The organism is Kangiella sp. HZ709 (genome assembly GCF_009674675.1).
Lineage (GTDB): Bacteria > Pseudomonadota > Gammaproteobacteria > Enterobacterales > Kangiellaceae > Kangiella.
On sequence record NZ_WKJC01000002.1, the window covers coordinates 179,116 to 204,776 of the forward strand.

Annotated in this window: 18 protein-coding genes and 1 pseudogene; 6 read left to right on the plus strand and 13 right to left on the minus strand. The window is 39.5% G+C overall.

The genetic code is table 11. The features are described 5' to 3' along the window. Positions 1-25: 25 nt before the first annotated feature. The 4 genes and pseudogenes from GJS41_RS09790 to GJS41_RS09805 form a co-directional block, all read right to left on the minus strand. Positions 26-1,171 (minus strand): annotated as a pseudogene (locus GJS41_RS09790) (2-isopropylmalate synthase); the annotation flags it as partial. Between the two features lie 220 nt (positions 1,172-1,391). Continuing rightward, positions 1,392-3,890 carry an acyl-CoA dehydrogenase gene (locus GJS41_RS09795; RefSeq protein ID WP_154247191.1) on the minus strand — a complete coding sequence of 833 codons (2,499 nt, stop codon included), beginning with the start codon at positions 3,888-3,890 and terminating at the stop codon, positions 1,392-1,394. 55 nt (positions 3,891-3,945) lie between these two features. Next, positions 3,946-4,575: a TetR/AcrR family transcriptional regulator gene (locus tag GJS41_RS09800; protein WP_154247192.1), complete on the minus strand. Its 630-nt coding sequence runs from the start codon at positions 4,573-4,575 to the stop codon at positions 3,946-3,948. Between the two features lie 216 nt (positions 4,576-4,791). Next, positions 4,792-5,043, minus strand: coding sequence for a glutaredoxin family protein (locus tag GJS41_RS09805; RefSeq protein WP_154247193.1), 252 nt, complete (start codon positions 5,041-5,043; stop codon positions 4,792-4,794). A gap of 142 nt (positions 5,044-5,185) precedes the next feature. Between GJS41_RS09805 and GJS41_RS09810 the strand changes: the two genes are divergently transcribed. Continuing rightward, positions 5,186-5,911 carry a hypothetical protein gene (locus tag GJS41_RS09810; protein ID WP_154247194.1) on the plus strand — a complete coding sequence of 242 codons (726 nt, stop codon included), beginning with the start codon at positions 5,186-5,188 and terminating at the stop codon, positions 5,909-5,911. Positions 5,912-5,972: 61 nt separating this feature from the next. Here the strand turns inward: GJS41_RS09810 and rlmKL are convergent, their stop codons facing one another. From rlmKL to GJS41_RS09835, 5 genes are all read right to left on the minus strand, one after another. Further along, entirely contained in the window at positions 5,973-8,138 is a 2,166-nt protein-coding gene (rlmKL, locus tag GJS41_RS09815) for a bifunctional 23S rRNA (guanine(2069)-N(7))-methyltransferase RlmK/23S rRNA (guanine(2445)-N(2))-methyltransferase RlmL (protein WP_154247195.1), read from the minus strand. Positions 8,139-8,230: 92 nt separating this feature from the next. Next, a complete protein-coding gene (locus GJS41_RS09820) occupies positions 8,231-9,265 on the minus strand; it encodes a quinone-dependent dihydroorotate dehydrogenase (RefSeq protein WP_154247196.1) in 1,035 nt (344 codons plus the stop codon). Positions 9,266-9,345: 80 nt separating this feature from the next. Further along, on the minus strand, positions 9,346-12,048 hold the full coding sequence (gene topA / locus GJS41_RS09825) for a type I DNA topoisomerase (protein WP_154247197.1): 2,703 nt from the start codon (positions 12,046-12,048) through the stop codon (positions 9,346-9,348). Positions 12,049-12,251: 203 nt separating this feature from the next. Beyond that, a complete protein-coding gene (locus GJS41_RS09830; protein WP_154247198.1) occupies positions 12,252-14,750 on the minus strand; it encodes an ABC transporter permease in 2,499 nt (832 codons plus the stop codon). Then, positions 14,750-15,493: an ABC transporter ATP-binding protein gene (locus GJS41_RS09835; RefSeq protein WP_154247199.1), complete on the minus strand. Its 744-nt coding sequence runs from the start codon at positions 15,491-15,493 to the stop codon at positions 14,750-14,752. The genes GJS41_RS09830 and GJS41_RS09835 overlap by 1 nt, the downstream gene beginning before the upstream one ends. Positions 15,494-15,721: 228 nt before the next feature. Between GJS41_RS09835 and GJS41_RS09840 the strand changes: the two genes are divergently transcribed. Further along, positions 15,722-16,333, plus strand: coding sequence for an arylesterase (locus GJS41_RS09840; protein ID WP_154247200.1), 612 nt, complete (start codon positions 15,722-15,724; stop codon positions 16,331-16,333). Positions 16,334-16,422: 89 nt separating this feature from the next. Here GJS41_RS09840 and GJS41_RS09845 read toward each other — a convergent pair whose 3' ends face one another. Further along, positions 16,423-17,655 carry an aspartate aminotransferase family protein gene (locus GJS41_RS09845; RefSeq protein WP_154247201.1) on the minus strand — a complete coding sequence of 411 codons (1,233 nt, stop codon included), beginning with the start codon at positions 17,653-17,655 and terminating at the stop codon, positions 16,423-16,425. 206 nt (positions 17,656-17,861) lie between these two features. On the opposite strand from GJS41_RS09845, the gene astA reads away from it, so the two are divergent. Genes astA through astB form a run of 3 tightly spaced genes read left to right on the plus strand, consistent with a single transcriptional unit; the run spans position 17,862 to position 21,780 of the window. Next, positions 17,862-18,920: an arginine N-succinyltransferase gene (astA, locus tag GJS41_RS09850; protein WP_227551323.1), complete on the plus strand. Its 1,059-nt coding sequence runs from the start codon at positions 17,862-17,864 to the stop codon at positions 18,918-18,920. A gap of 20 nt (positions 18,921-18,940) precedes the next feature. Continuing rightward, positions 18,941-20,407 carry a succinylglutamate-semialdehyde dehydrogenase gene (astD, locus tag GJS41_RS09855; RefSeq protein ID WP_154247202.1) on the plus strand — a complete coding sequence of 489 codons (1,467 nt, stop codon included), beginning with the start codon at positions 18,941-18,943 and terminating at the stop codon, positions 20,405-20,407. After that, entirely contained in the window at positions 20,407-21,780 is a 1,374-nt protein-coding gene (gene astB / locus GJS41_RS09860; RefSeq protein WP_154247203.1) for an N-succinylarginine dihydrolase, read from the plus strand. Before astD ends, astB begins: the two co-directional genes overlap by 1 nt. Before the next feature lie 35 nt (positions 21,781-21,815). Here the strand turns inward: astB and GJS41_RS09865 are convergent, their stop codons facing one another. From GJS41_RS09865 to GJS41_RS09875, 3 genes are all read right to left on the minus strand, one after another. Next, positions 21,816-23,312: a M56 family metallopeptidase gene (locus GJS41_RS09865; protein WP_154247204.1), complete on the minus strand. Its 1,497-nt coding sequence runs from the start codon at positions 23,310-23,312 to the stop codon at positions 21,816-21,818. 3 nt (positions 23,313-23,315) lie between these two features. Beyond that, the gene (locus GJS41_RS09870) at positions 23,316-23,675 is read right to left on the minus strand and encodes a BlaI/MecI/CopY family transcriptional regulator (protein ID WP_154247205.1); all 360 of its coding nucleotides are present in this window, start codon (positions 23,673-23,675) and stop codon (positions 23,316-23,318) included. Between the two features lie 93 nt (positions 23,676-23,768). Next, positions 23,769-24,224, minus strand: coding sequence for a DUF4920 domain-containing protein (locus GJS41_RS09875; RefSeq protein WP_154247206.1), 456 nt, complete (start codon positions 24,222-24,224; stop codon positions 23,769-23,771). Positions 24,225-24,394: 170 nt separating this feature from the next. Here GJS41_RS09875 and GJS41_RS09880 point away from each other — a divergent pair, with 170 nt between their 5' ends. Next, a complete protein-coding gene (locus tag GJS41_RS09880) occupies positions 24,395-25,660 on the plus strand; it encodes a dicarboxylate/amino acid:cation symporter (protein WP_154247207.1) in 1,266 nt (421 codons plus the stop codon). Position 25,661 lies beyond the last annotated feature (1 nt).

Here is a 25,661-nt window from a genome sequence, read left to right on the forward strand (position 1 = left end):
AATTGTCACTGTTCTAGAATTATTTAACTAATGCCAACAAGTCATCATCAAGAATGTCGTGCTTTTCATCGGCTAACTTTTTAAAAGCAACAAAAGCATTTTTTAACTCATCATTATTATTAAATTGATGACCTAACTCTGCCAAATGACTTTTGAAAGCATTACGTCCAGAGTGCTTACCAAGCACCATTTTATTATTTGCCCAGCCAACATCTTCAGCGCGCATAATCTCATAGGTTTCACGGTGCTTTAAAACACCATCTTGGTGAATACCTGACTCATGGGCAAAAGCATTATCACCAACAATAGCTTTATTCGGCTGCACTGGGAAGCTGGTCACTTTGGAGACCAATTGTGACGTTTGAACTATATGGCGCGTATCAATATCTGCTTCCACATCAAAATAATCACCACGAGTACGAACGGCCATCACGATTTCTTCCAAAGAAGCATTGCCAGCGCGCTCACCTAGTCCATTAATAGTACACTCAACTTGTCGTGCGCCAGATTGAACCGCAGCTAAAGAGTTTGCTACCGCTAAACCTAAATCATTATGACAATGAACCGAGAAGATGGCTTTGTCAGAATTTGGGATACGTTCTATTAATTGTTTTATAGTGTTCGCATATTGATCGGGCATATTGTAGCCCACAGTGTCAGGGATATTGATCGTTCTAGCTCCAGCATCTATCACCTGTTCGACAATCTTGCACATGAAATCAATATCAGAACGTCCTGCATCTTCGCAAGAAAACTCAACGTCCTCACATAAATTCCTAGCAAAACTAACAGATTTAACTGCCTGTTCAATAACTTGCTCTGGTGGCATTTGTAACTTATGCTTCATATGCAAAGGAGAAGTCGCAATAAAGGTATGAATGCGGCCAGAGTTAGCGCCTTTAATAGCATCACCTGCAGCTTGAATATCCTTTTCCATAGCGCGAGATAAAGAACAAATAGTGCTATCTTTAATGTTATCAGCAACTAGTTTTACCGCCTCAAAATCGCCTGGGCTAGCAATTGCAAAACCCGCCTCGATAACATCAACTTTCATTTTTTCCAGCTGACGAGCAATCTCTAATTTATCGTCTTTATTCATGGAAGCGCCAGGGCTTTGCTCACCATCGCGCAAAGTTGTATCAAAAATCACCAATTTATCTTTTTGGCTCATACCAAAGTCTCCAAAAACTATTAAAATGCCGCAAATATCGTGTATTTGCTGACAAATGGTCAATAAACAACCAGTTGATTATTCATAACTATAGGATAACAAATATTTCCAGTTTTGAATAAGACTTGCTAAGAGGTTTGACCAAAAAAGGGAATCATCAGACAAAAAAAAGCAGAGTCTAGACTCTGCTTTTAACTTTAATATCTAAATCAGTTAGCAATTATGCAGCTTTAGATTTCTTTTTGGGCTTAGCTTGTGATTTAGCTTTGAACCCGTCAACAATTTCTTCGTGGGAATAATCATCCACTTGAATCACATCCATTCTAGCCTCTTCAGCATCCACTAACATTTGACGTTCGTCTTCGTTAATAATTCCCTTTTCAATAGCCTGTTCAATACGCTCCATATTAGTAGCATCTTTATCTAGTTCTTTTGCTTTCATTGCTTTACGCAGTTTACGACGAACTTCATCTGCAGCTAATACCTTAAAGAAAGCTTGTTCCACGCGACCTGTTACATCATCAGCCTCTTTGCCAACATAAGATAAATCAGTAATACGATCTCGTAATTCATTACGACTCAACATTGGTTTAACAATTTCACGATCTAACTTATCGCTAGGTTTCTTATAACTTTTGCCATAAGGGAAAGCTACAAAGCGTAACATCTTACCTACGGCTTTAACTGGGAAGTTCGCGTAGAAATCATAGAATGCTTCTTGAATTTTTTCTAAGTTGCTTTCGATATTCCATTGAACATAAGGTAGATCAGCGATTGGACGTTGATTATCTTCATAGTATTTCAATACTGCAGAAGCCATATATAAATGACTCAAGACGTCAGCCAAGCGAGCCGATAACCGCTCTTTACGTTTTAAATCGCCACCTAGCATGCCCATAGCAACATCAGAAGTCAGGGCTAAAACAGAACTCATGCGAGTAAGCTGTTGGTATAATTTTCCAGTTTGACCTGCTACTGGCTTTTTAGCCAGTAAACCGCCAGTTAAACCTAAACCAAAAGTTCGCGCAAAATTACTCACGCCATAACCGATATGACGGAACAATAAGCTATCAAAACGCTTCACACCTTCTTCTTTGTCTTCCATTTGCGCCGCAAACATCTCTCGTAACACATAAGGGTGACAACGCACCGCACCTTGACCAAAGATCATCAAGTTACGCGTTAGAATATTAGCGCCTTCTACAGTAATACCAATCGGCTGACTCATATAGCCACTGGCCAAATAGTTACGTTCACCCATAATGATCGCACGCCCTGCATGGATATCCATTGAATCATTGAGAACTTGTCGACCAATTTCCGTCATATGGTATTTAGCGATCGCTGAAACAACAGATGGTTTAACACCTAAGTCCACAGCCCCGGCAGTCATAGTACGCATAGCTTCAATACGGTATGTCATTCCTGCGATACGAGCCATAGCCTCTTCAACCCCTTCAAAACGCGCAATAGGCGTTTTAAATTGCTCGCGCACCATGGCATAGGCACCCGTCAAACGATAAGAAAGCTTAGAAACCGCAGTACCCATTGCTGGTAATGAAATTGAGCGGCCAGCAGCCAAACATTCCATTAACATTCTCCAACCCTGACCAGCGAACTCTTGTCCACCGATCAACATATCCATTGGAATAAATACATTTTCGCCAGTAGTAGTACCATTCATAAAGGCTTGGCCCATCGGCATATGCCTTTGACCAATTTCAACACCAGGATGATCTCGTGGAATTAATGCGCAAGTAATGCCGTAATCCGTTTTATCTTGATCGCCTTCTTTTCCCCCTAGTAAACCATCAGGATCATAAAGTTTGAAGGCTAAACCAACAATGGTTGCTACTGGTGCTAAAGTGATATAACGCTTGTTCCAAGTTAGGCTGATACCTAAAACTTCTTTACCTTCGTGCTTGCCCATGCATACCACACCTTTATCAGGAATAGCGCCTGCGTCAGAACCAGCTACCGGCGAAGTTAAAGCAAAACATGGGATTTCTTTACCTTCTGCCAGACGAGGCAGGTAATAATCTTTTTGTTCATCAGTACCATAATGTAGTAACAATTCCGCAGGACCGAGTGAATTAGGAACCATAACCGTCACAGCCGCACTACCTGATCGGGTTGCAATTTTAGTAACTACTGAAGAATGAGCTAAAGCAGAAAAACCTTTACCCCCAAATTGCTTTGGGATGATCATACCTAAGAAACCTTTATCCTTAATAAACTGCCAAACTTCAGGTGGCAAATCTTTACGCTTTTGTACTATGTCCCAATCGTCTAACATTGAACAAAGTTCTTCGGTTTCATTATCGACAAAGGCTTGCTCTTCATCTGTTAGGGTTGGTTTGGCTATCTCTAACATCTTAATCCAGTCAGGATTACCTTGGAATAAGTCACCTTCCCACCAAACATCGCCAGCTTCTAAAGCAACTTTTTCAGTTTCATTCATAGGAGGTAGAACTTTTTGCATAAAGCTATAAGCTTTGCGAGAAATCCAATCGATCCGTAAATCTGGCAACATATAAAACAAAGCTACAACACCGTACACAATCGCTGAAGTGTAAAAACCCCAAGCTAAATCGCTAGCAAACCAAATAACCGCTAATGCGGCTAAATTGGCTAGCATTACTTTTTTCATAGGCCAGCGGTTGTAAGCACAAACGCCTGCAACCAAAACCATTAACAATAACTGCCATAATCCAGTCATTTTATTTCTACCTCAATCTATATAAAATTAATTAATTAGGTATGAACAACTTCAGTTAAGCTTTCATACCAGCAGCTAAGAAAGGAATCATTTCGTCAATGACTTCCTCGATAGCCATTTTTCTATCAAAATCTGCTTCTGCTATTTCTCGTAAAGCATCACTACCCGCTAGAGTAAAAATCAAACTGCCTAAAGTGTAGTGCAGTCGCCAGAAAATCTGGTCATTACTTAAATTTGGGTAAGCATTCTGAAATAGCAGCGTAAAACGGACTAAAACATAGCCATACTTATCCGTAACATGGCGCCTTAAATGCCCCTGAGTTTCTGCATAAGCGCGCCCCAATAACCGCATAAAAATGGAAATTGATTGTTCCCTTTGCTTTTCAAGAGCTAAAAGCGGTGAAACTAAAGCTCTAAGCAAAGTTTCTGTGGTCAAGCTATCACTCTGGTTTGACTCCAAACTATTTAGCTGGGCATTGAGTACTGAGGAATATTCGGATAAAAACCGGTCAAATACGTCCTGAATCAAAGATTTTTTAGAGCCAAAGTGATAATTAACACTGGCCAAATTTACCTTTGCGCGGGCAGTAATAGTTCGAAGACTTGTTTCTGCAAAGCCTCTTTCAGCAAATAACTGCTCAGCTGCATCCAGAATTTTGCTTTTTGTTGTATCGTTTTTGTTCATTATAATTAAAAAATATCAAACATCTGTTTGAAACATACGTTCAACACAGTGAAATGTCAAGTCATGGAACAAATTTCTATAGACTATTTGCTTTCAAGTAAATGACAACAAAGGGAGGCAAACTGCAACAAGCACATGTAGAGACTGCCAAAAATGAAGGCCTATAATAAGTGATAATTATTTGTTATGGGGAAATAATTAGTTTGGTAAGAAAATTTAATGCGGTAACCAATTTTTGAATTCTTGATAATCAAATGGCCAAATTAAAATATTGCCATCAAAATTATTTTTTATAACAGGAATTTTTTGTTTGTATTTAAACATAATTTTTTCGTCATCTATTATGTCAAAAATTTCGATTTCAAAATTAATTTGATTATTTTTTTCGTGAAAAAATTGAGAAAACATCTGCTCAACTGTTTCACACAAATGGCACCCAAAAGTGGTATAAAAAATTATTTTTTGCATTTTTATTAAAAAAAGTTCTAAAAAAGTTAAAAAAACATTGATAAATCGAACTTTAACATAATTTTTTATTAACTTTCTAAAATTCTTCTCGTATAATTTGTTTGAAACTTAACCAAACATTATTACGACAGGGGAAATAACCATGGCCACTAAACAAACTTCAGCAGCAGCTTTGAAATCAGCTGAATCTGCTTTGAAAAAAACAAAAGCTGCAGCAGCTAAAGATAAGCTTGCTGCAACTAAAGCCGCAGCTAAAGCTAAAGACACTGCAGCTAAAGCTAAAGCAAAACCTACCAAAACATCTAAAGCTGCAGCTAAGAAAGCTAAGGATGCAGCATCAAAAGCAAAGAAAGCCGCTACAGCTTCTGCAAAAGCTTTTGTAAAAGCTAAAGATGTTGCTGCAAAAGCTAAAGCAGTTGCTGCTAAAGACGCTGCGATGGCAAAAGCAATTGCTAAGTTTGAAAAAGATTGGGCTGCTAAGGAAAAGAAAAAAGCTGCTGCCGCCGCTAAAAGAAAAGCTGCTGCAGACAAAAAGAAAGCTGCTGCTGCTAAAAAACGTGCAGCTGCCGCTGCCAAGAAAAAAGCTGCTGCAGACAAAAAGAAAGCCGCTGCTGCTAAAAAACGTGCAGCTGCCGCTGCTAAAAAGAAAGTAGCTAAAAAAGCTCCTGCTAAGAAGAAAGCTGCAGTTAAGAAGAAAGCTCCAGCTAAGAAGAAAGCTGCAGTAAAGAAGAAAGCTGCAGTAAAGAAAAAAGCTCCAGCTAAGAAAAAAGTAACAAAAAAAGCTCCAGCTAAGAAAAAAGTAACAAAAAAAGCTCCAGCTAAGAAGAAAGCTCCAGCTAAGAAGAAAAAAGTAGCTAAAAAGAAGTAATACTTCTTAATAAAAAAAACCGGCTTTGCCGGTTTTTTTTTGCTCGAATAACCATAACAGTCTATTTATGCTCTATTAACCAAGCTCGATGATGGTTTCTGCTTTTTTGAAAGTCTATGGGTAAGGTTTTTGGGGTGATTTCTTGCACTCTATAGGATGACTCAAGATCTCTATCTAAAACAAACTTTTTAAAGTTATTTGAAAAGTACAGCTTGCCATCCAGGTTTAAAATGGACATGGCTAAATTAACCAGTTCGGCATGATCAGTTTGCACATCAAAAGAAGCTTCCATTCGTTTAGAATTTGAAAAAGTAGGCGGATCTAAGAAGATTAAATCGTACTTTTGTTCATTTTGATTGTCATTGAGCCACTTAATACAGTCTGCTTGAATAAATTGATGCCCATAAATCGGTATGTCATTCAGTGAAAAGTTCTTTATTCCCCAATTGATGTAGGTTTTCGACATATCGACGGTTGTGGTTTTAGCCCCACCTTTTGCAGCATAAACACTAACAGAACCAGTATATGCAAAAAGATTTAAAAATCGCCGTCCCTTTGCCTCATTCATAATCATTTTTCGAGTTTTACGATGATCTAAAAATAAACCAGTATCCAAATAGTCCGTTAAGTTAATATTAAATTTAAAACCTTGCTCTTTAACGACCTTAAATTCATCGCTTTTCCTGAGCTTTTCGTATTGTTGAGCGCCCTTCTGACGTCGTCGTTGCTTAAGATGAATTTTAACTTCAGGAATTTGCATCACACCTGAAGTGACCCTTTTAATTTCATTTAGACGTTTTAGTGTTACCTTTTCAGGGATTTCCTTAGGTGCTAGATATTCTTGAATATGGACTTCATCTTCATAAATATCGATAGCCGCTGAAAACTCAGGTAAATCCGCATCATATAAACGATAACAAGTTACATTGTTTTGCTTTAAATAAGATTTGTAGCGCTGTAAATTCTTGTTCAATCTATTTTTCAACATAACCGCGCTATCCGATAAGTTTGTATCCCAACTAGGGTTAACTTTGCTTGGATCAAACGGCTCGTAGGCGTTTTCAGAGCTTATATCAAACAAATAAAGCTGACAGTCTAGCGCGCCATTTTTAAGCTTGTAACGTTTATTAGAACGTAAACCAATGGCTTTTGCATACTCCACTTCAGTGGTGATCATGGCTGCTTGCCAACCATCAAACTGCGTTTTCCAATAATGACCCAGCTTTTTATATACCTCAACAATGGTTTCGGGATTTCCTAGGCGCTCACCATAGGGCGGATTGGTTACTATAAGCCCTACGGAATCCAGTTCAAATTGTTCAGGCTTGGCAATATCTTGATGCACAACGTCGATAATATTCTCTAAACCCGCTGCTTTAATGTTTTCTTGCGCAAGCTCTATACTTCTCCTATGTCGGTCACTACCAAGAATTTTTCCAGAATGATTAAGTTTATTTTTATTAGCTTGACGCTTTGTCACCGCCAATATTTCTTGCCATAGCTCTTCATCATGTTGCTTCCAATGATGAAAACCAAAATTCGGTTTCAATAAACCTGGCGCCATTCCCAATGCCATCATGGCCGCCTCTATCAATAAAGTTCCTGTGCCGCACATAGGATCATGAAAATCATACCCAGCAGTCGATAACTCAGGCCATTTAGCACGGGTAAGCATTGCTGCAGCTAAGTTTTCTTTTATTGGCGCAGCGCCAGTAGAGTCTCGATACCCACGTTGTTGAAGGCTACGGCCAGAAATATCCAAGCCAACCTTTAATTCTGAGCCATTAACTAAGACATGTACTCGATAATCCGGTGACTCTTTATCTACTGGCGGACGACTTTCATATCGCTCTTGAAAGTAATCCACTATGGCATCTTTGGCTTTTAAAGCGCCAAAACCCGAGTGCTTAATAAAATTATTTTTCCGACTGGTGCAATCTACAGCTAATGATTGATGGCTATCAAAATGCCAGCCCCACTCAATAGCATTAATTTTGTTATAAAAATCTTCCGTTGATTGAGCTCTATCATGTAACAACGTCAGATAAATACGGTTAGCCAATCGAGAGTTTAAACACACTTTATAAGCAACCGATAAGTCGCCTTGAAAGGTAACATGAGTGGGATGTTCTTTTAACTCGCTAGCACCTAATACTGCTAACTCATCGATTAAAAGCGACTCTAAACCAGGCGGACATGATGAGTAGAAATTATATTGTTCCGACATTAAATAAGCACCTTTAATCTTCTAGCATGTGTTGTACTGCAATTAGCTCTTCAAGTTCTATTTGCAATTGTGATTTTTTTTCAGCGCTTATATCAGACCTTCATGTCTTTTATTGCTGAAGCCGCTTGATGAATAAGTTTTGGTCCATGGAAAATAAAACCCGAATAAATTTGCACCATAGCCGCGCCAGCTTTAATTTTATCAACTGCAGATTGACCATCGGTAATACCACCAACACCAATAACAGGGATTTTATCATCCATTGCAAGAACTAGCTGTTTGATAACTTGAGTGGATTTACCCGCTAAAGGTTTACCGCTTAAACCGCCTTGTTCATCCGCAAATTTTAACCCTTCAACTTTAGAACGATCAAAGGTAGTATTGGTTGCGATAATAGAGTCTAGTTCATATTCAACAAAGGTTTTGCCTAATTCATTAATATCATTCGAATCTAAATCCGGTGCTATTTTTATCGCTAATGGCTTATAAAATCCATACTTTTGCTGTAACTCTGCCTGTTTGTTCTTAAGGTTCTCAAGCAATAACTTTAAGTTTTCACCAAACTGTAAATCACGCAAACCAGGAGTATTCGGCGATGAAATATTTACCACCATATAATCTGCTCGTTGGTAAATTTTCTCCATGCCAATAAGGTAATCATCTACCGCTTGTTCTACTGGCGTGTCAAAATTCTTACCGATATTGATCCCCAGAATACCCTTATTTTTATTTCCGAAATTGATATCCGTGACATTCTTTATGAGTTGCTCAACGCCATCATTATTAAAGCCCATTCGATTGACGATCGCCTTAGCTTCTTTAATTCTGAATAAGCGCGGCTTTGGATTTCCCTCTTGAGCTCGCGGAGTAACGGTACCAACTTCGATAAAGCCAAAACCAAACTGGCTCAAGGCATCAACATATTCGCCATTTTTATCCAAACCTGCTGCTAAACCTACTCGATTAGGGAACTGAAGCCCCATCACTTCAACCGGATCATCAACTAAAGGTTGTGCCATCAGTCCTGACAGCTTTAGTTTATGTAATGCATTTAAACTATTTAGTGATAGATGATGCGACCTTTCTCCGTCCATCATAAATAGAATGCTTCTTAGCATTGAGTACATAGTTTTTCCTGAAAAATTAACGGCAATAAAAAAGGCCAGTCTTGAACTGGCCCTATTTTACTGACTTTTAAACAAATATGTTACTTTTTTGCTTTTGCAGCTTTTTTCTTGGTCGTTTTCTTAGTAGTTTTCTTAGCGGCAGCCTTCTTAACAGGGGTTCTTTCAACCCACTTTTTATCTTCATAAAAAGCTGTCCAACCAGAAGCTTTGCCTTCTTTATCAAGACCAGCCACATACTGCTCTGCAGATTTACGGCTGTATTTCACAAAAACAGCATTACCGGCCGGATCTTTTTCAGGAGCCTCAGCTAAAAATTTATACTTTGGATCCAATTTATCTTTAACTGTCAGCAGTTCACTCACTGAAGGAGCTCTGGTTTCTCTATTTCTTGGAAACTGACTAGCTGCCAAGAAAATACCTGCAGCGCCATCCCGTAAAATATAGTGATCATCTACTTTTTGGCAAGCTAAATCTGGCATAGGAATTGGATCAGCTTTTGGTGGTGCAGGTTGGCCATTGGCTAGAAGCTTGCGCGTATTTTTGCAATCGTCACTCATACAACCAAAATACTTGCCAAAACGGCCTGTTTTTAACTGCATTTCATCGCCACACTTATCGCAATCTAAAACTGGGCCGTCGTAACCTTTAATTTTGTACTCGCCTTTCTCAACTTCGTAACCCTCACAATCAGGGTTATTTCCGCATATGTATAGCTTAGTCTTTTCATCCAGAAGGTAATCTTCCATCGCCGATTCACAAATCTTGCAGCGTTTGATACTGACCAAGTGAAGCGCTTCTTCTTCCTCATTGGCCGCCACGAAATCATCGCCAGGCATTAGATTTTTAGTGTTTTTACAGCGCTCCTTTGGCGGCAAGGAATAACCGGTACAACCCAAGAAAACACCCGTACTAGCGTTTCTAATAGCAAAATGATGAGAATTACATAAGTCACACGTTAATTCAGTTTCAACCGCATTATTGCGACGCATACCGCCATTGGTTTCTTCTTCATCAGCTTTTTTAAGCTTATCTGAAAAAGATTGATAAAATTCATCTAAGGTTATTTTCCAATTTTTCTTACCATTAGCAATTGCATCCAAACGCTCTTCCATAGTCGCTGTGAAAGAATAATCGAGCAAATCATTAAAACTTTCCATTAATCTATCAGTAACAATTTCTCCCATTTTTTGAGCATAAAATCGTTTCTTTTCTTGTTTAACATAACCGCGATCTTGAATAGTTGAAATAATCGAAGCGTAAGTAGAAGGTCTTCCGATACCTCTTTTTTCTAATTCTTTAACCAACGCAGCTTCAGAAAATCGAGCTGGCGGCTTAGTAAAATGTTGCTTTGGATCCAGTGCTTCTAGAGTTAAACTCTCGCCTTCTTCAACATTAGGCAATTCATCATCATCTTTAGACCGTTTTTGCATCGGCAAAACTTTCGTCCAACCATCAAAACGCATGACTCGGCCTTTAGCTTTTAACTCATACTCATTTGCTTCGACGAATAGATTAGTCACGTCGTACTCTGCAGGCAGCATTTGACAAGCCACAAACTGCCGCCAAATCAAGTCATAAAGACGCTCAGCATCTTTTTCCATATTATTTAGATGACCAACTTTCTTAGTGACATCAGAAGGACGAATGGCTTCATGAGCCTCTTGCGCACCTTCTTTGCTTGAATAGCTCATTGCTTCTTTTGGCAAATAATTCTTGCCATAGCTATCAGCAATAAAGTCTCGACATTGCGTTACTGCATCAGCACTTAAGTAAGTTGAATCGGTACGCATATAAGTAATATAACCAGCTTCGTATAGGCGCTGGGCCATCATCATAGTGCGTTTTACACCGTAACCTAATCGGGTACTAGCCGCTTGCTGCAAGGTCGAAGTAATAAAAGGTTTTGGCGCTTTTGATTTCTGCGGTTTAGATTCTAATGAACGGACTTTGTAATCTGAATGCTTTAGGGCTTCAACCGCTGCTAAAGTATCTTTTTCATTGGTTGGTTTAAAAGCTTTGCCTTTATATTTAGCAACCAACAAACGTAAGTTATCCCCCCCTTGGCTGATAGTATCGGCATGTAAGTCCCAATACTCATCAGGGATAAAAGCTCTGATTTCGCGCTCACGCTCTACCAATAAACGCACAGCAACTGATTGCACGCGCCCCGCGGATAAACCCCTAGAGATTTTTCGCCATAACAATGGCGACACCATAAAACCAACTACTCGATCAAGAAAACGACGGGTTTGTTGCGCATTGACATAGTGCATATCTAATGTAGCAGGCTTCGAAAAAGCTTCTTGAATAGCTTTTTTCGTGATCTCGTTAAAAACTACTCGACGATATCTATCGTCATCACCACCTAACAGCTCTTTTAGATGCCAAGCGATAGCCTCTCCTTCTCTATCCAAATCTGTTGCGAGATAAATAGTGTCAGATTGATCCGCTAATTTTTTTAGCTCATTAAGAACTTTTTCTTTTCCTGGTAGCACTTCGTAATGCGCATCCCATCCCTCTTCGGGATTGATTCCCATACGAGTGAATAAAGCTGTCTTTTCTCTTAAAGCTTTTTGACGAGCCTTTTCTTCTGGCGGCAACTTGCGAGTAATCGCAGCTTTTCGCGCTCTTTCCTTGGCACTCACAGGCTCTTTTTTGCTAGCTCCAGTTGGCAAATCACGGATGTGACCAACACTGGATTTAACCACAAAATCATTACCCAAATACTTATTAATGGTTTTCGCCTTGGCTGGCGATTCCACAATTACTAATGCTTTTCCCATAAAAAATTCTTACTTAAGGTTTTGTTTTAAAACAACTATTTTAAATTTTAGATTCAAAAAAACAGAGCTAGACTGAACTCAAACTCTGTTGTTCCTTTTTTTATTAATAGCAACCAAAGCTGGTGGCTGTCTAGTTTTTTCTATTATTTTTTATTTTTTGATGAGCCAGTTTTCATTACTAACTCATCCTTTTGCACACTTTTTTAAGTTTGCCTCAACACCTGATAAGCAGGTTGTTTCAGTATCGATTTGATTCCAAACCAACCCACTACGCTAATAAAAATTGCAGCCGCTAAAGGAACCACCAACCAAAATATCAAATGTGGCTTTGCAGTTAGATCCAATACATTAATGTATAAAGAAGAGACCATTAACTCACTACAAATCACTGCAAGCAAACCTGAAAATATCCCTAACAAAGCTAACTCAGCAATTAAACCTGAGCGAATAAATGGACTTTTAGCACCTAAGGTTTTTAATAAAGTAGCTGATAATACTCGCTCTTCTCGATTGGCCTGCAGTACTGCGTACAACACTGCAATTCCTGCTAACAAAACGAATAACATAATAAACTCAACCGCCAGAGTGACTTGATCCAATATCTTTTGCACCTGCTCCATGATTTTATCCAGCTCAATAATGGTAACTGTCGGCATCTGCTCTAAAATTTGATTGAGCATAGGCTTTTGACTTTTCGCTATATTAAAGCTGGTTATGTAGCTGGCGGGAAAATCTTTTAATCCCTGCGGCTCAAATATTACGAAGAAATTGGGTTGAAAAGAATCCCATTGAATTTCCCGGACATTTGCAATCTGCCCTTCTACGCTTAAACCACCAATATCAAAAGAAAGTTTATCGCCAATTTTAACCTTCATCATATTTTGAATTTCAGTTGAAATTGAAATTTTCACCGCGCTAGGATCAAATGATTCGTCATCTTGTAACCACCAATTACCTTCTACTAATTTATTGGCCGCCGGCAAATCTTTCATCCAAGTGAGATTTAGCTCTCTTCTAAGAGCTCGAGCCTGTTGATATTCTTCTTTGGAAAGCACTTCATTGGCTAACTCACCATTCAATCGGGTTACCCGACCACGCACCATAGGATAAATACCACTGGTTTCTACGTTATTTTTTTGCAAAATCGTATCAAGTGCCTCGACTTCATAATCTTGAACGTTGATTAAGAAATGATTAGGCGCATCGGCTGGCATTTGATTTTGCCATTCGGTTAAAAGCTCCGTTCTGATCAAATAAGTCGATAGCATGATCATGAAAGCTAAACCAAAAGCGGTTATCTGACTGATGGTGTAAGCCGGATAACGTTTTAATTGACCTAAACCAAACCTTACGGATGTTGGACTTCTTTTGCCCAGCCAAATACCAATTTTAAAAATCAACCAAGCAAATAATCGAATCACAATAAAAGCAATAATCGACACGATTAATAAAATACCTACCAGCAGCCAAGAACCACTTTGCCACCACATTAGAACAGCCATAGAGCCGATTGCTAAAGCATAAATAATCCAGCCCGAAACTGCTAACGGCATCAACTCTTTACGTAAAACTCTCAGTGGCGGAACTTTAGCGATTTGGAAAAATGAAGGTAATGCAAAACCCAGCAAAACGACTAAGCCTGAAAAAGCAGAAACTATAATTGGTACTAAACCAATCGAAACCATAGGTTGTGGCAACACATTAGCAAATTGCCAAATAATCAATTGCTGTATCGCCAAACCAATTACCACACCTAAGCCTACGCCAATCAATCCAATAAGTGCCAATTGCCATAAATAAAGCTGATGAACCTGACGGATCCGCATGCCTAAACAGCGATAAATTGCCGCATAATCGTAATGCCGACGGCTAAAACGCCCTGCGGCGACCGCTATGGCCACTCCGGCAAGTATTACAGACACTAAACTCGCTAGACGCAAAAAAGACTCGGCACGACTGAGTGAAGCTTGTAACGCAGGTGTTCCCTCTTTGCCACCGGTTATCCGTTGAGTTTCGTTAAGCTGAGGTTTTAACCATTTAATATAAGCTTCGCGGGCAGCTTCCTCTCCAGCCAGCAACATTTGATTATTGACTCGACTACCTGGCCCAAGAATATCCGCAACCGCTAAATCAGCACTATTAATAATAATGCCCGGTGCAACATTAAAAACCTCGCTAGCTTGTCCAGGACCTGAAACCACCACTCCAGATATGATTAATTCGGTATTACCAAATTCGATGATGTCGCCGACTTTTGACTCCAACAAACTTAAAACCCGTGGCTCCACCCAAAGTTTACCTTGGTCAGGTTTCGCTTGAACCTTGTTGCCAACCTCAAATGGGGCAACAGCAATTTCAAGCTCTCCTTTCAAGGGGTAGAAATCATCCACCACTCGGACAGAAACTAATTGGAATTTATCGCCTCTGGATATTACCGTACTAACATTTTTACCAGTAGCGGCGATCAAATTGTTATTCTGAGCCTCTAAGAGCCATTCCTGAGGGATTTCTCTTGGAGAGCTAATGACATAGTCTGCTCCTAAAAATTCGCTAGCCTGCTCGCCCATAGCGCGCTGAATCCGATCAGTGATTACACTGATAGCAGTCATAGCAGCAACCGCGACAATTAATGCGAAAAATAAAACTTTAACTTCGCCAGCTTTCCAGTCACGACGAAAGTTTTTAATGGCCATCTTAAACATTAGGAAGCTACCTTAGCTTCAGATGAGACCGCTTTAACTGTTGCTTTAGTATTTGAAGAAACAGAATCTGACTGCTCAGAAGTATCTGCAACTAAACGCCCAGCTTCTAAACTAAGTTGTCGGTCGCAACGATTAGCTAGATTCTGATCATGAGTTACTAATACTAAGGTGGTTCCAAACTGCTCATTCAATTCAAACAACAAATCGACCACCTTTTGACCATTAGCACTGTCCAAATTACCGGTAGGTTCATCTGCAAATAGAATTTTTGGTTCCGATGCAAAAGCTCTAGCAATAGCAACTCGCTGCTGTTCGCCACCAGAAAGTTGATTAGGATAATGCTTAACCCTTTCACTCAAACCCACTTTATCCAAAATTGCCAAAGCATCTTTACGTGGTGATTTTCCACCTTTTAATTCAATCGGTAACATCACATTTTCAAGTGCTGTTAGTCCAGGTAATAAATGGAATGATTGAAATATAAAACCCACAAACTGTGCTCGAACCCCAGCTCTTTCATCTTCATCCAGCTCATGAAGTTTATGATTTGCAAGGATAACCTCTCCACTTGTTGGCACATCGAGTCCTGCCAATAAAGATAAAAGTGTTGATTTTCCAGAACCAGAAGCACCGATAATAGCTACGATATCGCCTTCATTAATGGTTAAGGTTACTTCTGATAAGATTGTTAAATCTTGCTCTTGAGAGCTGACTGTCTTAGTTAGGTTTTGAGTTGTTAGCATTTTTTAAATCTACGGTTAGGATTATTGATAGAATAACGTAAATGCAAACAATTTAAAAAAAACAGTGTGAAAGAAGTGTTACTATCCTTTTCAAAAGTATCCAAAGCTGACGATTGGCTATTTATATCCTGAAAAACACAGTTGAGCTTGAAGTTATTCACGATAAACTCCATGATCAGGTGATATATGAAGCTAATTAGCAAACTAATATTTCGGCACTAACAATATATGAGAAAACTTAACTTCCTGACATTCTTTGCTTTATCGATACTTTTCTCGTGGACAGCAATCGCTAAACCACTTGAAAAATATAACAAGATCCTAGTACTGGGTGATAGCTTAAGCGCTGGCTATAACATGCCCCTTGAAAGTGGTTGGGTAAATCTACTTCGGCAAGAACTAAAAACTAAAAACTCTAATATTGAAGTTATCAATGCCAGTGTCAGTGGTGATACCACTGGACAAGGTATGTCTAGACTCAAACCTTTATTGGAGAAACATGCGCCTGATTTACTCATTCTAGAACTAGGCGGAAATGATGGTTTACGCGGAATTGCCCCAGCATTAATCAAGCATAATCTTGCCAAAATGATTGATATGGCGCAAGCAATAGAGAGTGACGTACTATTATTAGGTATGCATATATTGCCAAACTATGGCAAAAGATACACTGAAGCATTCCATCAAAATTACTTAGACTTAGCTAAAGAAAAAGAAACCATGCTGATTCCTTTTTTCCTAGAAAATGTAGGGGATAAGCCTGAGCTTATGCAAAATGATGGTATTCACCCGAATCAGAATGCTCAGAAGATTTTATTAAAAAACATACTATCTTTCTAACTTAAAAAGTAATCATTGGCATTTAACTTATACAAACAAAGCTGGTAAAAAAAGGCTCCCTTAGGAGCCTATAAACTAAAGCAATAATTTCAAGCAATCGCTGCGACGGCTTTTTCGAATCTATCTAAGCCCAGATCAATTTCTTCATTGGTAATGTTTAGTGCTGGTGCAAAACGAACAACGCTTAGACCCGCAACCAGGCACATAACGCCATGCTCCCAACCTGATACTAAAAACTCACGAGCTTTGCCTTGCCACTTCTCATTACAAACTGCGCCAATAAGCAAACCTTCGCCACGTACAGTTTCAAACACATCATATTTCTCGCCAATAGATTCCAACCGGGCTTTGATTTTCGCGCTTTTCTCTTTAACGCCATTCAACATTTCTGGGGTGTTAATTTCATCAATCACTACGTTTGAGATAGCACAAGCTAGTGGGTTACCGCCATAGGTAGAACCATGCGTTCCAACGCCCATGCTTTTTGAAATTTTAGTGGTAGTCAGCATAGCGCCGATTGGGAAACCACCGCCCATTGCTTTAGCCGTAGTTAGAATATCCGGAGTAACGCCTAAACCTTGGTAAGCATATAAATGACCGGTGCGGCCCACACCAGTTTGTACTTCATCAAACACTAATAAAGCGTTGTGCTTATCACACAATTCGCGCACTGCTTTAGCAAATTCAGGATCCGCAGGAATAATACCTCCCTCGCCTTGTACTGGCTCCATCACCACCGCACAAGTTTTATCGTTGATTAATCCCTCAAGTGCTTCAATATTATTAAATTCGCCATGGCTGATACCTTGCGGTAAGGGTTCATAACCATGAGTGTATTTAGGCTGACCGCCCACACACACAGTAAATAAGGTACGGCCGTGGAAAGCTTGCTTAAAAGCTACAATTTCACTCTTACCTTGATCTGGATAATTATCGTTGGCGTATTTACGAACCAACTTAAAGGCCGCCTCATTTGCTTCACCACCGGAATTACAAAAGAAGACTTTGTCGGCAAAAGTTGCATCAGTTAACTTTTGCGCTAATTCAAGAGCGGGTTTATTTGTGAATACGTTACTTAAGTGCCAAATTTTTTCAGACTGCTCTTTCAGTGCCTTTAACATGCCTGGATGATTATGACCCAGTGCTGTTACAGCAATACCGCCAGCAAAGTCGATATAGTCTTTACCGTTTTGATCCCAAACTTTTGAACCTTCACCACGCTCTGGGATGATGCTGGCGGGATTGTAATTGGGCACCATTACTTCATCGAAAGTAGCGCGAGAATATTTTGAACTAGAATTAGGGCTTTGATTATCAGACATAAATCACCTGTTTGACACTTGAGAAATTGAGACACGAATAAGCCGCATATAATCCACTTTTTTTAGCCAAAATACCAGTCTTTACTGGCAAAACCAGTGAATTTCCGACAAACTGATCCTTTCCTTTTCAAGCCAGATTTCTTATCATCACTGGTCTTGTTTGATTTGTGCCTAAAACACCCTAATAATTAAGGATTTATGCTTATATGATGGTAATTCGACCAGCTCAAACTGATGATTTGCAAGATATTCTGCAATTAGCCGCTGCTGCGGGGACTGGTTTAACGACTTTGCCCAACGATCCGGTGCGCATTAAGGATAAAATTGCCAGCTCGCTTAAGGCCTTTAATACACCGATTAATGAGCCAGGTCCTGAGTATTATTTCTTTGTGCTAGAAGATACTGAACAACAAAAAGTTGTTGGCACTAGTGCTTTGGTGGCGGCCGTGGGTATGGATGAAGCTTTTTATACCTACAAACTTGGAACCGTGGTTAATACTAGCTTCGACTTGGGTATTTATAATAAACACCAAGTTTTAGTACTAGGCAACGATTACACGGGCTGTACCGAAATCGCTACTTTATTTTTATCACCCGATTATCGTGGCGGAGTTAATGGCCGTTTATTGGCGAAATCTCGCTTTATGTTTATGGCTGATTTCCCTGAACGATTTGCTGATACGGTAATTGCTGAAATGCGAGGTTATTCCGATAAAGAAGGCAACTCGCCGTTTTGGCATTCCTTAGGTCGCCATTTCTTCAGTATGCCTTTTGCAAAAGCGGATGCCATAAGTGGCCTTGGTTCCAATCAATTTATCGCGGAATTAATGCCGCAATATCCGATTTATACCACAATGCTTTCACAAGAGGCTCAAGAAGTTATCGGACAAGTTCATCCAAAAACAAAACCTGCGATTTCGATGCTAAAGCGCGAAGGTTTTCGCTATCAAAACTATGTGGATATTTTTGATGCAGGCCCAACTATCGAAGCACCGAAAGATCAAATAAAGACCTATCGCAGTAGTAAATTGATGCAACTAATAGTTGGCAAACCGCACATGATTAGCGACAACCCTCCTGAAACATTGATGGTTAGCAATCGACAGTTAGAAACTTTCAGAACAGGCATTATCGAATCAGACTTTGATGGCGAAGTTTTATATGTGACTGAATCCTTTTTATCAGCATTAGCTGTTAATGAAGGTGATTCAGTAAGAGTTGCTAGGTTAAGAGCAAAACCTCAAAGCAATACCAACAGACAATAAGTTCTAACAGGACTACTAATATGACTGAGAAAAATTTATTTATTAATGACCAATGGCTTGCAGGCAATGGTAAAACTTTCCAATCTATAAATCCTGCAGATGGCTCTATCATCTGGGAAGCCAATGCAGCAGATGAATCACAAGTCGACCAGGCCATTCAAGCGGCGCAAAAATCAGGTTGGGATTGGAGTCAAAAAAGCCTAACTGAGCGAATAGAAATCATTAAACGTTTTGAAACTTTACTAAAAGAAAAGAAAGAAGCGCTAGCAGAAATAATAGCCCAAGAAACTGGCAAGCCACTTTGGGAAACCTTAACCGAAGCTGGTGCCATGGCTGGTAAAATTGATATTTCAATTAAAGCCTATGAAGAAAGAACTGGAACTAAAGAAAATGCGATGGGCGCTGGCTTAGCAGCTACTCGCCATAAACCACACGGCGTGCTTGCAGTTTTCGGACCCTATAATTTCCCAGGGCATTTGCCTAATGGTCATATTGTGCCAGCTCTAATTGCAGGCAACACAATAGTGTTTAAACCTTCTGAATTAACTCCTGCCGTTGCTGAATTTACCATTCGCTTATGGCAAAAAGCCGGTATTCCAGATGGTGTTATTAATCTAGTTCAAGGCGAAGTTGAAACTGGCATTGCTTTGGCTAACCATCCACAAATTGATGGCATTTTATTTACCGGCAGTGAAACGGTGGGCAATATTCTACATAAGCAGGTCAGCGGCCAACCCAATAAAATTTTAGCGCTTGAACTAGGCGGTAATAATCCGTTAATTATCGGCCAAGTTAACGATATTGATGCTGCCGTTTATCATACTGTTCAATCGGCTTATATTTCTGCAGGACAGCGTTGTACTTGCGCTCGCCGATTATTTGTTCCAAAAACTACACAAGGCGATGAGTTTTTAGTCCGTCTTTCAGAAGCGGTAAAAAATATCCGAGTTAGTCACTATAACGATTCAGACAAACCTTTTATGGGGCCTGTGATTTCAGAAAAAGCAGCGCTAGATTTAGTCAAAGCACAAGAAAACTTAATCAAAAAAGGGGCTGGCATTTTAGTCAAAATGGAGCACATGAAAACAGGCACAGGCTTTGTAAGCCCTGCACTTTTAGATGTGACTCATATTGAAACTATCGATGAAGAATTTTTCGGACCTCTGCTACAAGTCTATCGTTATGCAGAATTCGACGCTGCTATCGCAGAAGCGAATAATACTCGCTTTGGTTTAGCGGCTGGTTTATTGAGTGATACGCCATCCGAATACGACACCTTTTATAATAAAATTCGAGCAGGTATCGTGAACTGGAACAATCAATTAACAGGAGCTTCAAGTGCCGCACCTTTTGGTGGCGTTGGCAACTCAGGTAATCATCGCCCTAGTGCTTATTATGCTGCTGACTACTGTGCTTACCCTGTTGCTTCGATTGAGAACCCAAGCTGTTCGCTGCCAGAAAATTTAACCCCAGGAGTTATTCTGTAATGAGTGCATCGAAAAAAGGAAAAGCTTACGAATTTAACTTTGACGGTTTAGTTGGGCCAACGCACAATTATGCAGGTTTATCCCACGGCAACGTTGCATCGACAGGCAATGCCAACTTAGTTGCAAAACCAAAAGAGGCTGCTCTACAAGGTCTACAAAAAATGAAGGCTTTGCATGACTTAGGATTAAAACAAGGCGTCATTGCTCCGATGGAGCGCCCGGATGTTTTTACATTGCGTAAGTTAGGCTTCACCGGCACCGATGCACAAGTGATCATTAAAGCTGCAAAACAAGCACCAAAAGTTTTGGCGGCTTGCTCATCCGCGTCCAGCATGTGGACTGCTAATGCTTGTACAATGGCTCCATCAAGCGATACAGCTGATGCCAAGGTACACTTCACCCCAGCTAACTTATCAAATAAGTTTCATCGTTCAATAGAGCACCCAACGACCGGGCGAATTTTAAAAGCGATGTTCAATGATGAAAATTATTTCGCTCATCATCCAGCTTTACCGAATGGTGACCATTTTGGTGATGAAGGCGCAGCCAACCATACGCGTTTTGTAGATGTGAATGCTAATAAAGGTTATGGCAAAAAAGGGGTACATTTTTTTGTTTATGGTAAATACGCTTTTGATGCATCAAAGCCGGCTCCGCATAAATTCCCAGCGCGCCAAACCTTTGAGGCAAGCCAAGCAGTTGCTCGTTTGCATGGCTTAGATATTGACAATGTGGTTTACGCTCAGCAAACCCCCAACGTTATTGACAAAGGGGTTTTCCACAACGATGTAATTTCAGTCGGTAATGGTAACGTCCTATTTGCTCATCAAAAAGCTTTCGTCAATCAAATGCAGGTTTATACCGATTTAGAAAGAGCCTTCGACGGCGAAGAATTTCATGTCGTGGAAGTGGGCGCTAGTGACGTACCAGTGGAAGATGCGGTTAAATCATACTTATTTAATAGCCAACTAGTAACTTTACCTACTGGCGATATGGCATTGATTTGCCCTGGAGAGTGTGAAGCAATTCCTTCAGTCAAAGAATACCTTGATTGGCTGGTTGAGCAAGACACACCAATCAAAGAGGTTAAGATTTATGATGTCAAACAATCCATGCAAAATGGTGGTGGCCCAGCCTGTTTGCGCCAAAGAATTGTTTTAAATGAAACAGAGGTGTCGGCAATGAATCAAAACGTCATTATGTCGGATGATTTATTTAATTCCTTAAACACTTGGGTCGAGAAGCATTATCGTGAAAGTCTTACCGAAGATGATTTAGCCGATCCAAGTCTATTAACTGAATCAAGAACAGCTTTAGATGAACTGACTCAGACACTACACTTAGGCTCAGTCTATCAATTCCAGCGGGTATAAAAAGCAAAAAAGCCCGCAATTGCGGGCTTTAAATTTTAACTTTTAGGCTCATTTAATCTTGGGAATTTAGATTGAGCTGGCTTAGGAGCTTTAGGAGGCGGAGGGAATCTTAATCCCGATTGCCCCTTTAGTATTTCCTTTCTCGAACGCTCTAATTGCTGTTTAGCCCTCATCATTTCTTTTTGACGAAGCGATTGAGTTCTTTGCAATTCTTTATGTGCTTCCTTTAATTCCAGCTGAACTTTTTGTGCCTCTTTTTTAGATAGGTTACCTTCCAAATAATCTGTTTGTAACTTTAATTGGCTGAATTCTAATTCTTTATACGCTTCCTGCATTTCTTCAAAGCTAAGCGCCATTTCTGCATGAACCCTTTCTGCCTCTTCCATAATTTCCTGCATTTCGGCTTCTGCTAGCTCCACCTCTTGCTCCGAAATTTTCATTTCTTCTTCAAAACGGCGCATTTCTTCTTCAGCCATTTGCACATGTTTTTCAAATTTACGTTGTTCTGCTGAAGTCATAACGCGAGCTTTACCATTTTTATAAAGCTTCCATTGGCCATTTTCCTGTACGTAAGATTCACCATCAATAGTCCATTCGACTTTGTGCTCACTATGCTGACCATTAGGGTGTTGTTGAAATTGATTCATATTAATCGCATATAGCGATGTACAGCCTATTATTGCAGCAGCTCCTATCGCTAGTGCTATTTTATTAGACTTTCGTTTAACATTTTTAATGCTCATGATTCTTTCCTCAAGTTGGTTAAACATTTTCCATGAGCAAAGTAAGCTAACCGAGTGTGTGGCAGAAACGGTTGATAACAGCGCATGACCATATGATTTATGATCTGGTTCTGGCGCTCTATTTAAGACAAGATAATCGCAATACACCTCTTGATCGTGTCTAAAATTTTGTCGTGACAGGTAAACTAAAGGGTTAAACCACATAAAGCACACTAAGATATCCCATAATAGATTCAACCATAAGTGCTTTTGACTGATATGATGTTCTTCGTGTTTTATGATTAGTCGTATTTGTTCCTGGGAAAGCTGCTTTTCCAATTGAACCGGGAAGTATATTTTTGGTTTTATAAACCCGTACACTGCTGGCGAAAACCCTTCTTTATCAATACCCACAATAGGATATTTGGTTTTGAAGCTTAAATGATGCGGAACTATAATTTTATTTAAGTCTTTCCGTAACATTTTATGTTGCTTGAGTAATCTTATAATTAATAAAACGCTTATTGAGCCCCAGATATAAAGTAGATAGTTCCAGCTATCTATTTGCTGTGAAGGCTCGACAACATAGTTTGTAATAATAAAATTAATGGTCTGCTGGGGTGCTTGCTCAAACTCTATAAAACTTAACAGTTTGGCAACTAAAAGCCCTATAGGTATCGATAACCAGAGTAGATAGGCATTGTAATTTTTTGTGGTTTTTCTAATGACTAATCTTGCTACTAGAATCACGCATAATAATAAACTGAGTTCAATATTGAATTGCCATAAATATGCGATTAATTCATTCATGGGTTATTCCTTTTCGAGCAATTCTTTTAAGTAAGCAATCTCTTGTTTTGATAATTGTTTGTTCTGCACAAAAGTTGCTAAGAGATCTTTAACATTTCCGTTAAAGACTTTATTTAAAAAGCCGTTACTTTCCGATTGGATGTATTCTTCTCTTTTGATAATGGGATGATAGAGGTATTTCCGACCTTCTTTCTCAAATCCAATCACACCTTTTTTAACCATACGATTTAAAAAGGTTTTAACCGTTTTTTCATTCCAGTCTTGTGCTTGTAAACGCGCAACTACCTGCTGACTGCTTAATGGAGATTCCTGCCACAGCACCTCCATTACAATTTGTTCTGACTCACTCACTCGGTTTGACATACTTTGCTCATTTATTTGATGATTACAAATGTAATCATTGGTTATAGATTACACCTGTAATCTATAACATGCAATCAAATTATGAAAAAAAGTTTAAAAGATGCGAATCGCCTCAGCCTGCAATTGATAAAGCGTCATTCCTTGTTTAACGTTGGCAGGGGCAAAAGTCTCACCTGCATCATCTGCCATATGCTGTAAATAATTGATAGTTTCTTCTTTACTCATAACTTTGGACTTTAGAGTACCCGTAGCATAGGCTTCACGCCCTACCGTATAGATAGGTATCACAATCACATCATCAGTTACTTTTATGCGTATTTGCTCATCTCCGCTTTTAATGTCTGCCCAACAGCCTTTCTTTTTACAAACTTTAGTGATTTGTCCTTTAAGAGTGATTTGTTGATTGGTATAACTTGCAAGCTGCTTGCTGATTTCTTCCAGCGGTTGATATAAGTCCATATTCACGGGATCGCCAAGCAATAACTCTTTTGCATGAGTTCCGTAAATCGTAAATAGTAAACCTACCGTAATAATTATAATTTTCTTCATAACTTTTACTCACATTGATTTATTGTGATTGATGATAATCCATCTTTAATGATTTTCCTATGCAATAACGCTTATGCCATTTACTGATTGATACCGCCATCAGGTTTACCCTTGCAGTTTATAAATCAATCCCTTAGAGTGTTTGCATTGATTTTAAAGGGCAAATAACAATGAATTTAAGCTTAAAAATACTTATATTTATGGCAGTTGGTGCTGTTGTAGGAACCATTCTGCATCAATTTACGGGAAACGCATTTGTCAGCGACTATTTAGTTAATGGTCTACTCCATGTAGGCGGTAAGTGGTTTATCAACGCCTTAAAAATGCTGATGGTGCCACTAGTCTTAGTATCTTTAGTGGTTGGTGTTTGTTCTTTAACTGATCCTGCTAAGCTTGGGCGTTTAAGTTTAAAAACCGTTGCTTTATATCTTCTGACTACAGCTATCGCTTTAATACTTGCATTAACCATGGCATCTATCTTCCAACCAGGTGTTGGTATGCCAGTGGGAGATGTATCTTTTACGCCGAAAGAAAAGCCGCCACTGACAGATGTCTTGATCAATATGATCCCAACAAATCCTATCGCAGCTATGTCTGAAGCAAATATGCTGCAAATTATCATCTTTGCAATCATTCTAGGCTTAGCGATTTCTTTTTCTGGCACCAAAGGAAAACTGGTAAAAGACTTTTTCGAAAGCGCTAATCACGTGGTTATGGGTATCGTAAATATCGTTATGAAATTTGCCCCATACGGCGTCTTTATGTTGATTGCCAAAACTTTTGCGACCTTCCCTTTCAGTGATCTAGTAGGCGGTCTCGGTAAGTATTTTATTTTGGTGATTATAGTTCTCATCATGCATGCTGTTTTAACTTACGGATCTCTAATCGCCCTACTTGGCAGAATGAACCCTATTAGTTTCTTTAAAGGTATGTGGCCAGCTATGATTACCGCCTTTGGTACTTCAAGCTCTAATGCCACTCTACCTGTCACTATGCGCTGTGTGGAAAAAAACCTAGGCGTTCATAAGAACACCTATTCTTTTACATTACCTTTAGGCGCGACCGTTAATATGGATGGCACGGCCATTATGCAGGGCATTGCCACTCTATTTATTGCGCAAGCTTATAATGCCGACTTAACCATGGTACAGATGTTAACCATTATTCTAACGGCCACGTTAGCCTCAATTGGTGCAGCAGGCGTTCCAAGTGTCGGCTTAATTCTTTTAGCTGGCGTATTAACACAAGTTAATCTACCCGTTGAAGCCATTGGTATGATTTTAGGGATTGATAGGCTACTTGATATGACTCGAACCGCCGTGAATATTTCTGGCGATGCTGCGGTTACAGCAATTGTTGCAAAATCAGAAGGTGAAATTGATATGGATGTGTACAACGATCCTGTGATTCATTCCAACTTCCAGGATGAGAAATAGC

Coding starts and splice junctions, on each gene's coding strand:
- GJS41_RS09795 (WP_154247191.1), bottom strand. CDS start 3,890: ATGACTGGATTATGGCAGTTATTGTTAATGGTTTTGGTTGCAGGCGTT.
- GJS41_RS09800 (WP_154247192.1), bottom strand. CDS start 4,575: ATGAACAAAAACGATACAACAAAAAGCAAAATTCTGGATGCAGCTGAG.
- GJS41_RS09805 (WP_154247193.1), bottom strand. CDS start 5,043: ATGCAAAAAATAATTTTTTATACCACTTTTGGGTGCCATTTGTGTGAA.
- GJS41_RS09810 (WP_154247194.1), top strand. CDS start 5,186: ATGGCCACTAAACAAACTTCAGCAGCAGCTTTGAAATCAGCTGAATCT.
- rlmKL (WP_154247195.1), bottom strand. CDS start 8,138: ATGTCGGAACAATATAATTTCTACTCATCATGTCCGCCTGGTTTAGAG.
- GJS41_RS09820 (WP_154247196.1), bottom strand. CDS start 9,265: ATGTACTCAATGCTAAGAAGCATTCTATTTATGATGGACGGAGAAAGG.
- topA (WP_154247197.1), bottom strand. CDS start 12,048: ATGGGAAAAGCATTAGTAATTGTGGAATCGCCAGCCAAGGCGAAAACC.
- GJS41_RS09830 (WP_154247198.1), bottom strand. CDS start 14,750: ATGTTTAAGATGGCCATTAAAAACTTTCGTCGTGACTGGAAAGCTGGC.
- GJS41_RS09835 (WP_154247199.1), bottom strand. CDS start 15,493: ATGCTAACAACTCAAAACCTAACTAAGACAGTCAGCTCTCAAGAGCAA.
- GJS41_RS09840 (WP_154247200.1), top strand. CDS start 15,722: ATGAGAAAACTTAACTTCCTGACATTCTTTGCTTTATCGATACTTTTC.
- GJS41_RS09845 (WP_154247201.1), bottom strand. CDS start 17,655: ATGTCTGATAATCAAAGCCCTAATTCTAGTTCAAAATATTCTCGCGCT.
- astA (WP_227551323.1), top strand. CDS start 17,862: ATGATGGTAATTCGACCAGCTCAAACTGATGATTTGCAAGATATTCTG.
- astD (WP_154247202.1), top strand. CDS start 18,941: ATGACTGAGAAAAATTTATTTATTAATGACCAATGGCTTGCAGGCAAT.
- astB (WP_154247203.1), top strand. CDS start 20,407: ATGAGTGCATCGAAAAAAGGAAAAGCTTACGAATTTAACTTTGACGGT.
- GJS41_RS09865 (WP_154247204.1), bottom strand. CDS start 23,312: ATGAATGAATTAATCGCATATTTATGGCAATTCAATATTGAACTCAGT.
- GJS41_RS09870 (WP_154247205.1), bottom strand. CDS start 23,675: ATGTCAAACCGAGTGAGTGAGTCAGAACAAATTGTAATGGAGGTGCTG.
- GJS41_RS09875 (WP_154247206.1), bottom strand. CDS start 24,224: ATGAAGAAAATTATAATTATTACGGTAGGTTTACTATTTACGATTTAC.
- GJS41_RS09880 (WP_154247207.1), top strand. CDS start 24,395: ATGAATTTAAGCTTAAAAATACTTATATTTATGGCAGTTGGTGCTGTT.